We start from the raw sequence: 13,919 nt of genomic DNA, 5'->3' as shown, positions 1-13,919 counted from the left end.
TCGCGTTGATGACGCGATGCATGCGACCCGCGCGGCCGTGGAAGAAGGCATCGTTCCGGGCGGCGGCGTCGCCCTGCTCCGTGCCTCCGAGCAGCTCAAGGGCCTGCGCACCAAGAACGACGACCAGAAGACCGGCGTCGAGATCGTGCGCAAGGCGCTGTCGGCCCCCGCTCGCCAGATCGCGATCAACGCCGGTGAAGACGGCTCGGTGATCGTCGGCAAGATCCTGGAGAACAAGGCCTACAATTACGGCTTCGACTCCCAGACCGGCGAATATGCCGACCTCGTCAAGAAGGGCATCATCGACCCGACCAAGGTGGTCCGCACCGCGATCCAGAACGCTGCCTCGGTGGCCGCGCTCCTGATCACCACGGAAGCCATGGTCGCCGAGCTGCCGAAGAAGGGCGGCGCCGGCCCGGCGATGCCCCCGGGCGGCGGCATGGGCGGCATGGACTTCTGATCCAGCCGTTCAGGCACGATACGAATGCGAAACCCCGGCAGCGATGCCGGGGTTTTTGTTTTTTTGGGGAGCACGTCATTCCGGGGCGCGCCCCTCTTGGGCGCGAGCCCGGAATCCATAACCACGAAACTCACGGGCGACGGGCATAGCGGGCCCACTCCATCTGGCTGTGATTATGGATTCCGGGCTCGGCGCTGCGCGCCGCCCCGGAATGACGGAGCAAGCCTTACTCCACCTTCCCGAGCCGCTCGAAGCGCGGCTCGCCGTCTTCGTCGAGCGACCAGAAGATCCGCGTCACCTTGCCGATGAGATTGTCCATCGGCACGAAGCCGAACGTCGACTGCACGCGGCTGTCGGTGGAATTGTCGCGGTTGTCGCCGAGCACGAAGATGTGGCCCGGCGGCACCGTGAAGACGTCTGTGTTGTCGAGATAGCCGTTGTCGAGGCAGTCGTAGGTCACATAGGACGCACCGCTCGGCAGCGTCTCGCGCCAGCGCTTGACGGCGGCGCGGTCGTCGACACCGCAGGCGTCGCCGGCAAATGTCGCCTCCAGGGCGACGCGGGTCACCGGGCGGCCGTTGAGGATGAGCCGGCCCTGCCGCATCTGGATGCGATCTCCGGGCAGGCCGACGACGCGCTTGACGTAGTCGGCAGAACTGTCCTTCGCCGTCCGGAATACCACGATATCCCCGTATTCGGGATCGGCGGCGAGGAGGCGGCCCGAGATCCAGGACGACGCGAATGGGAGGGAATAGCGGCCATACCCGTAAGCGTATTTCGCGGCGAAGACGTAGTCGCCGACCATCAGCGCCGGTGTCATCGAACCGGACGGAATGTTGAACGGCTGATACAGAACGAAGCGAAACAGGATCACCGGCGACCACAGCACCGGGATCATGAGGATCAGGACGACGATCGCCTTCCAGTCGCTGGATCGCGCCGCGGGGCGGATCGATTCCTGAAGAACGGTCATGGGCCTTCCCTGATCAAGACGTTGCGGCCCCAAGATGACGCAACCTGCGAGCGCGCTCAATCCCCGACGAGCTCAAATTTGGTCGCGCCTCGCGCCGATCGCGTTCATCGCAGACGGCAGCAACGCCGATGTGAAGGGCCGCCCGTGGGCGGCCCTTCGGTTCATGCGCTCTCGTGCGCCTTCAGACGCACGAGCCGGGTCAGGAGGGCATCGAGGCCCTGGCCTTCACCGGCATGGAGGTCGATGCGGCCGACCTTCTCGACCAGCCGCTCCAGCGACTCCAGCTCCTTGAGCCGAAGCAGCAGGGGGTTCTCCTCCATCAGGCGGGCAGTGTTCAGGAGCGAACGCGTCGCCGCGGTCTCCTCCTGCCGGCGGATCAGGTTCGCCTTCGCGACTCGCTCCGCCTCCACCACCTTGTTCACCAGCTCCCGGATCTCGCCGGGCAGGATCACGTCCTTGACGCCGAGCTCGGTCACCTCCACGCCTGATACCGCGACGCGTGCACGCACATAGTCGCGCAGCTCCGCATCCAGTGCCGCCTTCGCAGACAGCACCTCGTCCAGCGTCCGGCCCGCCACCGCCTCGCGGATCGCGAACTGCACCAGGCGGTACAGCCACGCATCCACGTCGGGCACGGTCGCCACCGTGCGCTCGGGATCGACGATGCGGCGGAACGCCGTCAGCGTCACCCGCAGCGCGATGCGATCCTTGGTCAGCATCTCCTGCGCGGTGATCTCGACCGCCTGGGGCCGCAGGTCGAGGCGCTTCACCTCGATCTTGCGGCCGACGGTCCAGAAGGCGTGCCGGCCGGGCGCGAGCCGCTCCACGAGCCGGCCCTCGACATAGAGCAGGCCCGCTTCGTGGTTCTCGACCACAGTCTCGCTCATGACGGTCGAGCGGCTGCGCTCGATCATGGTGAGGTGCCGCGCGTCGACCCTGACGTCGCTGGACACATCGATGCGCTCGACATCGATGCGCGTTGCGACCTTCCAGTAGACGCGCACCTGCCAAGGCGTCATCAGATGCACGGGCCGGCCGTCGAGGCTGACGATGGCGATCTCGTCCGCCTTGGTCTCGACCGCCTCGAACAGCTCGGCGGCAAGATCAGGCCGCGCGGCCTTCAGCACTGCGTAGCGCTCCGCAGGAAATTCGCTGCGGACCACGTCGAGCACCTCGGCCTTCAGCTCGTGCAGGGGATCGAACAGGCGATGCTTGCCGGGCGCGAGCACGCGCACGAGCTGCCCGTTGCGCGTCAGCAACGCACGCTCGCCATCCTTCACCGTCACGTTCAGCATCAGCAAGCGCCAAGTCTTGTTCAAAGTCATGGCACGCCTCCTTCAGTTGCCTCCGGCCGAGCGCGGCCGGATAGCGGGTTACACCTGCAAAGGACGTGAGGACGCGGACAACGCTTCCCGCGAAATCGGCGGGCCGGGGCTTGAGCTTGCATGACGACGGGCGCACGCGCGCGATCGCGCGAGACGTGTCGCGCGGCCGTGCGGAGCCACCCGGCATCAGCGCAAGCGGTATCTACCCGCGGCGCAAAGCCGGTCTCACAGTGTCTAGGTTCGGACGGAAAGCCTTGCGGCAAAACGGCCGGACCGCGACTGAAGCGCGCGTCCGGTCCTCGTCAGAGGTATCAGCTTTTCAGGCTGAAACGGAGCGCTGGAGCGGGATTCGAACCCGCGACAGGATGAGTCACAATCATCTGCTCTACCAAACTGAGCTATCCTTTGTGCAAGAGACCGGAATCGAACCGATGCCTTCGGGTGTTCAGCCCGACGCTCTCCATGAGCTACGTCCTGCGTTTCTCCTTCATTCGGCGGAACACGAAACCGGCAAGACCGGCCCGCGCCAGTCGGGATCTCAGCGAGCCCGAACCCATGGCCTAGCGAAGGACGGCGCTAATAGACCAGGCACGTTCGGGTTGCAAGGGGGGATGAGAAGATTTTTGGTTCGTCATTCCGGGGCGGCGCGGAGCGCCGAGCCCGGAATCCATAACCACAGGCTTTAGTTGGAGATTCCGTTGTAGAGATCATCCCAATTTGGATTCTGTTCGTCGATCAATCGTGTCTTCCAATCGCGCCGCCATTTCTTCAGTTCTTTTTCTCGAGCAATCGCGCTTGCAGGCTCATCGAAAACTTCGAACAGGACCAGCTTATCGACTCCGTATCGCTTGGTGAATCCCGGGACCATTTTGATCTTGTGCTCGTAGACGCGCCGAACGAGGTCGCTCGTTATGCCAATGTAGAGCGTGCCGTATTTTCTACTCGCCAGGATGTAGACGTAGTACGCCATTCCATCGGCCTGTGGCTATGGATTCCGGGCTCGGCGCTTCGCGCCGCCCCGGAATGACGGGCAGATGTTAGGATCAAGCGGAGAACAGATCAACCAAAAGCTGTAGTCGCAGTATTGCGATCGTTGCTCTGCGAAGAGCATCACTCGCGCGCACTGTCCTGGAAGCACGCCCTCACCCACGCGATCGTCACGCGTGTCGCCGGATCGCGCTTGAGGTGGTTCTGCACGAGCAGCCAGACGTCGCGGCGCTTCGGCAGCAGGGTGGCGCGCAGACTGCGGTCGGCGAGCAGGGCTAAGCAGCTGTGCTCGGGCAGCACGCCGATGGCCTGATGCGACTGGATCATGGTGCGGATGATGCGGATATTGTCGGTGACGCAGCGCACGTTCGTCAGCCGCTTCGCACGCAAGAACTGCGCTTCCGGGATCGCGTCGAGCTCGTCCGGATAGACGCACGCAACGGGCTCGCCGCCGCCGCGGTCCGCCGGCTCGAAGAAGTACAGCCTGACGTCGCCGAGCTTGGAGATGGTGAAATCGCCCTTCTCCGGCTTGCGCAGGCGGATGGCGAGATCGGCCTGCCAGCGCGAGAACTTGACGTTGCCGCTCGCGGTGAGGAATTGCAGCGTCAGTCCCGGATGATCGCGCAGGAAGCTGCTCGCATGCGGCGCCAGCAGCTCTTCGGCGACCGCATTGGTCGAGGCGATGCGCAGCCGCCCGACCGGGCCGGCCTGGCCCTCCTTGATGCGGTCGATCGCCGCCGCATGCGCGGCCATCGCACCGACATGCGCGAGCACCGCCTCGCACTGGCGCGTCGGCCGCCGCACGCCGTCCACCGCATCGAACAGCTTCACGCCGAGATCGCGCTGGATGCGCGCAAGCCTGCGGCCGACGGTGGTCTCGTCGATGCGCAGCCGCGCGCTGGCGCCGGCATAGGTGCCCTCGTCCCTGACCGCGGCGATGATGCGCAGATCGTCCCAATTCATCGGGGCGAGCCTAGCAGGCGCCGCCGTTGCCTGCAAATTTGCAGCCATCAGCTGCAATAGTCCTGCACAATGGCAGGCTGCTGCTGCGCTAGTGTCGAAACATCCGAATTCACGAAAGCCTGACGGCATGACCACTCCAAAGACGCTGCTCGAACTCGCCGGCGCCGATCTCGATCCGCCCAAGCTCAACGAGACATGCCTCGTTCTGATCGACATCCAGAACGAATATTGCGCCGGCCCACTCGCCCTGCCCGATGCGCAAGCAGCGATCGCCGCGGCTGCGCGCCTGCTCGCGCGCGCACGGGAGAGCGGAGCTGCGATCTTCCACGTCGCGCACAAGGGCCGCGCCGGCGGCCTGTTCGACCGCGAGGCGGCGCGCGGCGCGATCGTCGAACGCCTGACGCCGCTCGCGGCCGAGCCCGTGATCGAGAAGGCGCTGCCGAATGCCTTCGCCGGCACCGACCTGCAGGCCCGGCTGGCCGCGACCGGACGCAAGAACATCGTGCTCGCAGGGTTCATGACGCATATGTGCGTGTCTTCGACCGCGCGCGCCGCGCTCGATCTCGGCCTGCGCACGACGATCGCGGCCGACGCCTGCGCCACGCGCGATCTTCCCGATGGGCGCGGCGGCACGCTGCCGGCGAGAATCGTTCACGAGGTCGCTCTGGCCGAATTGTCGGACCGCTTCGCGATCATCGCGCAGAGCGACGTGCTGACCTGAGGAGACCTTCCCGATGCTGCAGCTCTATTTCTTTCCGATGGCCTGCTCGCTCTCGAGCCACATCGCGCTGCTGGAGGCCGGAATCGAGGCGCAGTATCACCTCGCCCATATCTGGACCAAGCGGCTCGTGGACGACGGCGGCGATTTCCTCCGCGTGTCACCGAAGGGCGCGGTGCCGGTCCTGGTGCTGGAGAACGGCGAGCGGCTGACGGAAAGCGCAGCGGTGCTGCAATACATCGCCGATGTGAAGCCGGAGGCACGCCTTGCGCCGCGGCCCGGCGACATCGATCGTTATCGCCTGCAGGAATGGCTGAGCTTCGTCGGCGCCGAGATCCACAAGGCGTTCCTGTTTCCAACCTTCTGGTACAAGGACGACGGCTCGCTGGCCAAGCCGCGCGCGAGGATCATGCAGACATTGTCGGTGCCGGCAGCGCATCTGGCGGGCCGCGAATTCCTCGTCGGCGACGCCTTCACCGTGGCCGATGCCCATCTCACCTGGACCTTGCTTCTGCTCCGTCCGGCAGGGATCGACATCGCGCAATGGCCACCGCTCGCGGCCTATCTCGAACGCATGCAGGCCCGCCCCGCGGTCCGGCGCGCGATCGCGACCGAGATGGCGCTGCGCAAGACCGTTGCGGCCTGAGCTCGCCTCACTCCACCCGCGCCAGCACCGCGAGCTTGCGGATGCCCTTGTTGCGGTAGGCGTCGAGGAACGCGTAGTAATCCTTGAACGACACGCAGCCGTTGGAATCGCCACCCGGCCCGAGCATGAAGGTGTGGGCGAGCAGGCCGTCGCGGCCGTAGATCGCGCTCTCGCCGCCGATCGGGGTCAGGCGCAGCGCCGGCACGCCGTGGAACAGCGCCTCGCGCGGCTTCAGCGTGTAGATGTGCGGCGGCGTCACGCCGCGCATGCGCAGGCGGCGGGAGTCCGGATCGTCGCGGTTGGCGCCAAGGCCGGAATGCGCCTCGAGCCTGGTGCCGTCGGGCAGATACACCATCTTGGCCGTGATGTCGTAGACCGCGGTGTCCCGCTCATAAGGCGGAGCGCCGCCGAACATCGGGTTCTGCTCCTTCGGGGCGATGGACGCAGTGATGCTGGCATCGGCCGAGGCGTAGGCGAGCAGCCCGCCGGACGCTTCGCGCTTGCCCCACAGCTTTTCCACCATCGCCTGGCGCGGAGCGGTGATCGACATCACCGCGGCCTTGGCGCGATCGGCAAAGGATTTTTGCTTGGCTTCAGGCGCCGGCACGATCTCGGCCGGGTCGGCCGAGGCGAGTTGCAGCTGGGCAGCCGGCGCGCGCTTGGTCTTGTCCGCCGCGTTGTCGGCGCCCTTGGCTGCCGGCTTCAGCGCCTCCGCGACCTTCGCGATCACGCCCTGCTTCGGGGCGTCTTTGGCCACCGCAACGACCTGCGTTGCGGGTACGGCGCTTGCGGCATTCGAGGGCACGCCTTGCGTTGCGGCCGCGGCAAAGCGCTCGTTGAACATCTCGCGCGAGATCGGAGCTGCGACCTGGAGGCGGTCGGGCAGCAGCGCGAAGGTTTCCTTGATGGCCTCGCCGGCCTCGCGCAGCACCACCCTGGGCGCGCGCTTGATCACCGGCTCGTCGTAGCCGACGCTGCCGACGGAGGGATAGACGCTCGCGCCGAAGATGTTGCTGTGAATGGTCCAGGCGGCGCCCATCACGGCGCAGCCGATCGCCGCGGCGCCAAGCCAATTGATCGTGATCATTTTCCGGGAAGATTTCCGCGAATTATTCTTCGAGAAATTCTTGGACTTCCGTGCCGCGTTACTCTGCGCAGCGATACTCGTACTCATTCGCCTTGCGTCCAGGACGGTGTCACTCTGTCTCCCTTCGAAGTGCCGCTGGTCACGATCCGGGAACAGCATCTCGCAGAGGGTCGGAGCGTCATTAAGGCGACTTTTAGTTAAATGCGGATTAAGTTCGGGCGGATCTGCGGCGACTCGTTAACGCTGTCCCGTTTTGAGAAAAACGCCCGCAGAACTACGGACTTAGTCGGGTCTGTTAACTATAATTCTCGGCCGGTTCAGCAGGCTCTGCGGACGTCTGCGGCCACATCCATGACGCACTTGAGAACGTCATTTTCGTGGCCCTCCACTGCCCCCGAACGTAACGCGCCAGCGTTGCGCGAGGCTGGTGGGCGACGCGTCGGATTGGGCCTCGTCGGCCGCGCGACAACGGTGCATGCTCATGACGCGCCGGGCACCGCGGCACGGCGCCGTGATTGAAAGTTGATCGCCTCGGTTCTGGACATCGCGGCCGCGAGAAAATAGCTCCCACTTCGGCACTTTTCAGCAGCCTCTGCGCGTGATACGGTACCGTATCATCCTGCCCTGAGCTGTGCCGAGCACGCAAACGGAGGCTGGCATGAGAGGGATTGCGCGCGCGGGGTTTTTCGCCCTGGCGGGGTCGTTTCTGTTGATCGGATCTGCGACTGCGCAGCCTGCGGCGAATGCGGGCTGCACGGCATCGCCGTCGGCTGCCGGGACGCAGACCTGGCGCTGCGACAACGGCATCACCATCGTTGCGGAAAACGGCGCCAGATTTGAACTTAAGGACGCCAACCGCGACGGACATATAGACTCCGTGGAGTTGAGCAGCAAAGCGCTGCTGATCGAGGTGCCCAAGAAGCCGCGCGGCAATCCCTTCAAGGTGCTGACGCCGCAAGCGATCGCCGCAGTGCGCGGCACGAAATGGGCGGTCGATGCCGCCGACGCCAAGACTTCCGTGTTCGTCGCAGACGGCCGGGTCGGCGTGAGCCGCAGGGCTCGTGGACGCGGCGTCGTGCTCGGCCCCGGCGAAGGCGTCGATGTCGAGCCAACCGGTCCGTTGACCGTCAAGACCTGGGGCCAGCCGCGCATCGACGCGCTCATGGCCAGACTCGGGCAATGAGCCGGGGCCGGCAAGGCCCGGCCCATGAGATTTGGATTATACGATTGCAAGACCGCATGCGCAGCCGACGCGTTCAGATCCTGGTGGCACTCGTCCTCACCGCGGTGTGGGGCGCGGGCATCTATGCCACGCACGCCCACGGCCATCTGCGCTTTCTAGACCGCCTCGAAGCCACGTTGACGGATTGGCGAACGCAGGCGCGCGGCGTGCGGCGTCCGCCGGATTTCGTCACCATCGTTGCGATCGACGACACCGTCGTGAAGCGCGGCGGCACCTATCCACTGCCGCGCGCCGATCTTGCCCGCGTGGTCGATACCATCGTGCAGTTTAAGCCGAAGGTCGTGGCGATCGACCTGCTGCTGGTCGACCGCAGCGCCGCGATCGGCGATGCGACGCTGGCCAACACATTGGCCACCGGCCGCATGGTGCTCGCCGCCGCCGCGATCTTCCCCTCGGCCAGCGAAACCGTGTCACCCAGCAGCGAAGGTCCGCTGGCCGTGCTGCCGGAGGCCGAGCGCTTCCTGCAGCCATTGCCCGCATTCGCCGATCACGCCGAGGTCGGCATCGTCAACGTCGCGACCGGGCAATCGGGCTCGCCGCTCTCGGTGCCGATGCTGTTCCGGACCCGCGACAAGGTCGAGCTGTCGTTTCCGTTGCGCGTTGCGGCGCGGGCGCTCGACGAGCCGCTGACCGTCGCGCCGGGCCATCTCATGCTCGGCGATCGCGTGGTGCCGACCGACAGCAATCTGGCATTGCCGATCACCTATTACGGCCCGCGCCGCACCATCCGTACCGTCAGCGCACAGAGCATCTTCGACGGCACGCTCGATCGCGCGGCCATCGAGAACCGGATCGTCGTGATCGGCGCCTCCGTCGCCGGCGGCGGCGACTTCTATCCGACGCCGTTCGATTCCCTGATGCCCGGCGTCGAGGTGGTCTCGACCGCAATCACGCATCTCGTCGCCGGCGACGCCATCCTGCGTGACCACCGCGTCCGCATTGCCGACGCGCTCACGGCGATCCTGCTGCCGGTGCTGCTGGTCGGCCTGCTCGCCTGGCGGCGCATCGCACTCGGCACCATGGCGGCGGCCGCGGTGATGATCGCCTGGGCCGGGCTCAACCTGTTCGCGTTCACGCACGGCGTCTGGCTGAACGCCGCGACCACGCTCGCCGCCGCCGTGCCGCCGGTTGCGGTCTTTGCCGGCGTGCAGCTGTGGGCCGGAGGCCGCCGCACGCAATATTTCGCCGCTAAGAGCAGGTCGCTTGCGCAATTCCAGGCTCCGGCGCTGCGGGATTGGCTCTCGCGAGATCCGAACTTCCTGTCGAAGCCGGTGCGGCAGGATGCAGCCGTGGTGTTCGTCGATCTCTCCGGTTTCACCGGTTTGAGCGAGCGGATCGATCCGGACGAGCTCACGGATATTCTGAAGGCGTTTCATGCGCTGATCGACCGGATCGCGATCGATTGCGGCGGCATGATCACGGGCTTTCTCGGCGACGGCGCCATGATCCTGTTCGGGCTGCCGCGCGCGATGCCCGACGATTCGGCGCGCGCGCTGAAATGCGCGGTCGATCTGCATCGCGGCCTCGCACGCTGGATCGCCTCGCTTCCGCCGGCGATCGCAGGTCAGCTCGGCTACAAGATCGGCGCGCATTGCGGCCCGATCGTCGCCTCGCGACTCGGCGAAAGCCATCAGCACATCACGGCGACGGGCGACACCGTCAACGTCGCAAGCCGGCTGATGGAGATTGCCGCCCAGAACGATGCGCGCCTTGCGCTGAGCGACACGCTGCTGGATGCGGCCGACTTCCAGGGCGCGCCCGACGGTGTTCTGTCCGGCCCCCTGCTCGCCCGGGTCCGCGGCCGTTCCGGCGTCGTGACCGTCTGGTTCTGGCGCGATCGCGATGGGCCGGGGCAGGATGCTGACAAGGCCGAGATGATTGATTAAGGCGCTACCGCGCTTCCGGCGGCGGCGAGCGGTCCAGCACCTCGCCCTTGGCGCCTTCCAGCAGGTCGATGCCGTAGGTCTCGACCACGAGCGGCCCGCGCTTGCGCTGCAATTGCGCCACCTGCGTCACCTTTGCAAAGAGAGCATTGAGGGCAGGATGACCGTCGGCGCGCAGCTCGTCGACATAGAGCAGCTTGCCTGCGAGCAGCTTGGGATCGGGTTCGGCCATGTTGACCCAGCGGATGCGCTGGCTTTGCTGCGCGACGCAGGTGCCGCGCGGCAGATAGAATGCGAGCCAGCTCGTGGTGCCGTAATCCTGCGCCAGCACGCAGGTGGCGCCACTGCGCGCGCGCACCGCTTCGATTCCGGCCGCGAGCTCGCGCCAGCCGACACCGACACTGCGCACGGTGGCATCGCGGCGATATCCGGACAACCAGCCGGTATTGGCCTGCACGATCAAGGCGGCAAACATGACGATGCCCACAGGCGCGGCCCAGCGCAGGCAAACGTCGACGAGGCGCCGCTGACGCGGCTTCCATTGCGCAAGATTGGCCGCGGCGGCCGCGGCAATGACGAACGGCGGATACACCGGCGCGAACCAGTTGGCCTCGACGCGCGCATGCAGCGAATGCCAGACGAAATAGGCGACGATGGTCCAGAACATCGTCTCGATCAGCACGCGCGAGGCCAGCGCGCCGGCGCGCTGCCAGGTCAGCGCATGCAGGCCCATGGCGCCGAGGATGAAGACCAGCGGGGTTGCGAACGCGATCTGGGTCGGGATCAGCTCGGCGATGAAGACGGGGCGGAAGTCCTCGATCTTGGCGCGGCCGAGCTGCTTTGCGAACGAGACCCATTGATGGTCGGCATTCCAGAGGATCACCGGCGAGAACAGCGCCAGCGCGACGAGGCCGCCGAGATAGGGCCAGGGCGAGAGGAACCAGCGCCGCAGCTTCGGCACGCAAGCGAGCCAGATCAGGATCGCGGCGCCAAAGAACATCGCGGTGTATTTCGACAATAGCGCCGCGCCGACGGCGGCGCCGACCGCGAGCCACCAGGCGCCGCGTCCGGTCTCCAGCACCTTGGCGAGAAAGAACAGCACGAAGCTGGAGGCGACCAGCAGCGGCGCATCGGGCGTGACGATCAGCGTGCCGACGGAAGCCAGCAGCGTCACGTTGAGCAGGATGGCGCTGGTCGCGGCCACACGCACCCCGCCGAACAGAATTGCGGCGGAGCGATAGACCGCATAGCTCATCGGCAGCGCGAGCAGGATCGAGACGAGGCGGACGCCGAGCTCGGTATCGCCCGCGATCATGGTGCCGGCGCGGATCACATAAGCGACCATGGGCGGGTGGTCGTAATAGCCCCCGGCGAGGCTCTTCGACCACATCCAGTAATAGGCTTCGTCGAACGTGATCGGCGTGAAGGCGGCTGCGACAAGCCGCAATCCCACCAGCGCGACAATCAGCAGCGCGGTGTTGCGGACGATCCGCGCGTCGGCCCCGCCCATCACGCGCTATTTCTTGCGCCAGACGAACAGTCCGGACATCGCGTAGTTCCACACCACGCCCATCAACGCGCCGGCCAGGCCGGCCAGCCACCAGATCGGCTCCTGGTCGTAGACCGAGAAGGCGACGCCGACATTGGCGAGCAGGCCGACGCTGCACACGATGTAGAAGGCGATCAGGCCGCGCAGCAGCGCAAAGCCCTTCAGCCGCTGGTCGCGATAGGTGAGAAAGTTGTTGAGGACGAAATTGCTGGTCATGGCGACGATGGCGCCCGCGGCCTGCGCCTCCGGGAACGGCGCGTTGAACAGGCGAAGCGCGATGAACAGCGTGGTCAGGTGCACGACGAGGCCGATGCCGCCGACCATCGCGAACAGGATGAAGCGCAGCGAGACGATGTCGTTGGTCAGCTTGGCGAAGACGAGGCCGAGGAAGTCGAGCGCGACCATGGAATCGAGCTTGCTCTCGCCGTGCTGGCGGGCGCCGAAGGTGTAGGGAATCTCGACCGCCCGCAAGCTGCCATGCGCGGTCGCGACGATGTCGAGCAGGATCTTGAAGCCGTGCACGGAGAGTTTTGGCGCGAGCTGCTCGAAGCGGTCGCGGCGGATCATGAAGAAGCCGCTCATGGGGTCGGCAATCTCGACCCGCAGCATCTTCTTGGCGACCTCGGTCGCGAGCGCGCTGGCGCCGGCGCGCTGCCTGTTGAAGCCTTCGCTCTTGTAGCCCTCGATGTAGCGGCTGCCGACGACGAGGTCGGCCTGATCGCTCGCGAGCAAGAGCAGCATCTTGGGCAACTGCGTCTCGTCGTGCTGGAGGTCGGCATCGATCACGGCCACATAGGGCGCGCTGGAGGCAAGGATGCCCTCGATGCAGGCGCCCGACAGGCCGCGGCGGCCGATGCGGCGGACGCAGCGCACCCGGCTGTCGCGCTGCGCCAACTCGCGCACGACATCCCAGGTGCCGTCGGGCGAATTGTCGTCGACGAACACGACTTCCCAGACGACGTTGGCGAGCGTCGCCTCGAGGCGCCGGTACAGCACGGTGACGTTGTCGCGCTCGTTGAAAGTTGGGACGATGACCGACAGTTCCGGCCCCTCGTGGGCTTGGTTGTCGATGCCCGGTCTGATCGCTTCGTTCATGACGGCAGCGTATATCCGCCGCATCCTGCGCTGCCAAGCCGGGGGTCTGGGGAAGGGCCGAAAAGGGGCCTAAAATGCCAACGACCCCGGAACGGCGGGCCGCGCGTACATCCGGCGCAAGCCTTAAGCTATTCCAAGGTCGTCCCAGCGACGGAGGTCTTTACGCTCAACGTCGCCGTTAGAAGCTAGATGGGAATGGCAAAAGCGTTCCGCAAGGGGGCGGAAATCCGATTTTCAAACCCTATTGGTTGGGCACTTCCCGGATGACCGGCCCGCGCGGCGCGGGCGCGACCGGGGCTGCGGGTGCCGCCGCCGCCGGCTCGGCCTTCGCCGGCTTGGGCGGCTTGCCGTACTGGCCGATCGGCCCGAACACGACGGCAACCGCAAGGACGACCGCCGCGACGATCGCCCCCAGAATGCCACCCACCGACTCAGACGACATGCAAGTTCCTGCTCCAGACGGGCTCAGTGATACCATGGATGAGCGCGCGACTGGAAGGCCCAGGGCGAATCGCGAATGGCGAGTGGCGAATGAGCATGGCATGCCTTGTCGCCCTATTCGCGATTCGCCACTCCCCTACTTCTGGGGCGGCCGGTGCTTGACGAAGGCCATCACGATGTCCTTCTGCGCCGCCTCCACCGCTCTGTTCGCGGTGGCGAGATGAGCGCCGGCATCGATATCAGGATATTGCGTGGTGAGATAATCGAGCAGCGTGACCCGGTAATATTGCCGCTCCGACGGACAGGCTCCGGCAACCGAGCGGCCGAAATCCTGCTCCGACAGGCCCTGATTGGACTCGCGCGAATATTCCCGCGCGAGGCAATGCCAATAGTCGTCGCGGCCCTGCTGAGCGAGCTTCTGCGCGCCCTTCGTGTCGCCGTCATCCGCCACGGCAGAACTTGTCATGGCAGCAGATGTCATCATGACGAGCGCGCCCCCCACCAGCAGCATCCGCATCTTGTTCTCCTTCTTCGCGGGCCCGTCGCGAG

Annotated in this window: 14 protein-coding genes and 2 tRNA genes; 5 read left to right on the top strand and 11 right to left on the bottom strand. The window is 66.0% G+C overall.

Annotation, left to right across the window (positions count from 1 at the left end; genetic code table 11):
• The coding region (locus tag XF30_RS16005; RefSeq protein ID WP_283811140.1) for a TCP-1/cpn60 chaperonin family protein at positions 1-460 on the top strand (460 nt) is incomplete at its 5' end.
• A gap of 226 nt (positions 461-686) precedes the next feature.
• On the opposite strand, the gene lepB is transcribed toward XF30_RS16005, so the two are convergent.
• The 6 genes from lepB to XF30_RS15975 all read right to left on the bottom strand — a co-directional run bounded on the left by lepB (position 687) and on the right by XF30_RS15975 (position 4,708).
• Entirely contained in the window at positions 687-1,433 is a 747-nt protein-coding gene (lepB, locus tag XF30_RS16000; protein ID WP_109143274.1) for a signal peptidase I, read from the bottom strand.
• A gap of 161 nt (positions 1,434-1,594) precedes the next feature.
• Positions 1,595-2,758 (bottom strand): slipin family protein, encoded by a 1,164-nt coding sequence (locus tag XF30_RS15995; RefSeq protein WP_109143273.1) that lies wholly within the window; start codon positions 2,756-2,758, stop codon positions 1,595-1,597.
• Positions 2,759-3,096: 338 nt separating this feature from the next.
• A tRNA-His gene (locus XF30_RS15990) sits at positions 3,097-3,162 on the bottom strand.
• A gap of 4 nt (positions 3,163-3,166) precedes the next feature.
• Positions 3,167-3,236, bottom strand: a tRNA-Phe gene (locus XF30_RS15985).
• Between the two features lie 204 nt (positions 3,237-3,440).
• Positions 3,441-3,728, bottom strand: coding sequence for a GIY-YIG nuclease family protein (locus XF30_RS15980; RefSeq protein ID WP_036012798.1), 288 nt, complete (start codon positions 3,726-3,728; stop codon positions 3,441-3,443).
• Between the two features lie 140 nt (positions 3,729-3,868).
• The gene (locus tag XF30_RS15975) at positions 3,869-4,708 is read right to left on the bottom strand and encodes a LysR family transcriptional regulator (RefSeq protein ID WP_109143272.1); all 840 of its coding nucleotides are present in this window, start codon (positions 4,706-4,708) and stop codon (positions 3,869-3,871) included.
• 127 nt (positions 4,709-4,835) lie between these two features.
• Between XF30_RS15975 and XF30_RS15970 the strand changes: the two genes are divergently transcribed.
• Together XF30_RS15970 and XF30_RS15965 are read left to right on the top strand one after the other, a co-directional pair.
• Complete coding sequence (locus tag XF30_RS15970) at positions 4,836-5,429, top strand: cysteine hydrolase family protein (protein WP_109143271.1); 594 nt, start codon at positions 4,836-4,838, stop codon at positions 5,427-5,429.
• Between the two features lie 13 nt (positions 5,430-5,442).
• The gene (locus tag XF30_RS15965) at positions 5,443-6,072 is read left to right on the top strand and encodes a glutathione binding-like protein (protein ID WP_109143270.1); all 630 of its coding nucleotides are present in this window, start codon (positions 5,443-5,445) and stop codon (positions 6,070-6,072) included.
• Positions 6,073-6,079: 7 nt separating this feature from the next.
• On the opposite strand, the gene XF30_RS15960 is transcribed toward XF30_RS15965, so the two are convergent.
• On the bottom strand, positions 6,080-7,159 hold the full coding sequence (locus XF30_RS15960; protein ID WP_192893162.1) for a DUF2778 domain-containing protein: 1,080 nt from the start codon (positions 7,157-7,159) through the stop codon (positions 6,080-6,082).
• Positions 7,160-7,817: 658 nt separating this feature from the next.
• On the opposite strand from XF30_RS15960, the gene XF30_RS15955 reads away from it, so the two are divergent.
• Complete coding sequence (locus XF30_RS15955; RefSeq protein ID WP_192893161.1) at positions 7,818-8,342, top strand: FecR domain-containing protein; 525 nt, start codon at positions 7,818-7,820, stop codon at positions 8,340-8,342.
• A gap of 56 nt (positions 8,343-8,398) precedes the next feature.
• Entirely contained in the window at positions 8,399-10,288 is a 1,890-nt protein-coding gene (locus tag XF30_RS15950; RefSeq protein ID WP_109143267.1) for a CHASE2 domain-containing protein, read from the top strand.
• Between the two features lie 4 nt (positions 10,289-10,292).
• Here the strand turns inward: XF30_RS15950 and XF30_RS15945 are convergent, their stop codons facing one another.
• The 4 genes from XF30_RS15945 to XF30_RS15930 all read right to left on the bottom strand — a co-directional run bounded on the left by XF30_RS15945 (position 10,293) and on the right by XF30_RS15930 (position 13,887).
• Positions 10,293-11,795, bottom strand: a complete 1,503-nt coding sequence (locus XF30_RS15945) for a glycosyltransferase family 39 protein (RefSeq protein ID WP_109143266.1) — start codon at positions 11,793-11,795, stop codon at positions 10,293-10,295.
• Positions 11,796-11,801: 6 nt separating this feature from the next.
• Positions 11,802-12,929, bottom strand: coding sequence for a glycosyltransferase family 2 protein (locus tag XF30_RS15940; protein ID WP_036012811.1), 1,128 nt, complete (start codon positions 12,927-12,929; stop codon positions 11,802-11,804).
• Between the two features lie 241 nt (positions 12,930-13,170).
• Positions 13,171-13,371: a hypothetical protein gene (locus tag XF30_RS15935; RefSeq protein WP_036027765.1), complete on the bottom strand. Its 201-nt coding sequence runs from the start codon at positions 13,369-13,371 to the stop codon at positions 13,171-13,173.
• 135 nt (positions 13,372-13,506) lie between these two features.
• Positions 13,507-13,887, bottom strand: a complete 381-nt coding sequence (locus XF30_RS15930) for a hypothetical protein (protein ID WP_109143265.1) — start codon at positions 13,885-13,887, stop codon at positions 13,507-13,509.
• Positions 13,888-13,919 lie beyond the last annotated feature (32 nt).

It is taken from the genome of Bradyrhizobium sp. SUTN9-2, from assembly GCF_003122645.1.
GTDB lineage: Bacteria > Pseudomonadota > Alphaproteobacteria > Rhizobiales > Xanthobacteraceae > Bradyrhizobium > Bradyrhizobium yuanmingense.
Note: the sequence above shows the minus strand (reverse complement) of the source record. Positions and strands in the feature narration are given on the sequence as shown.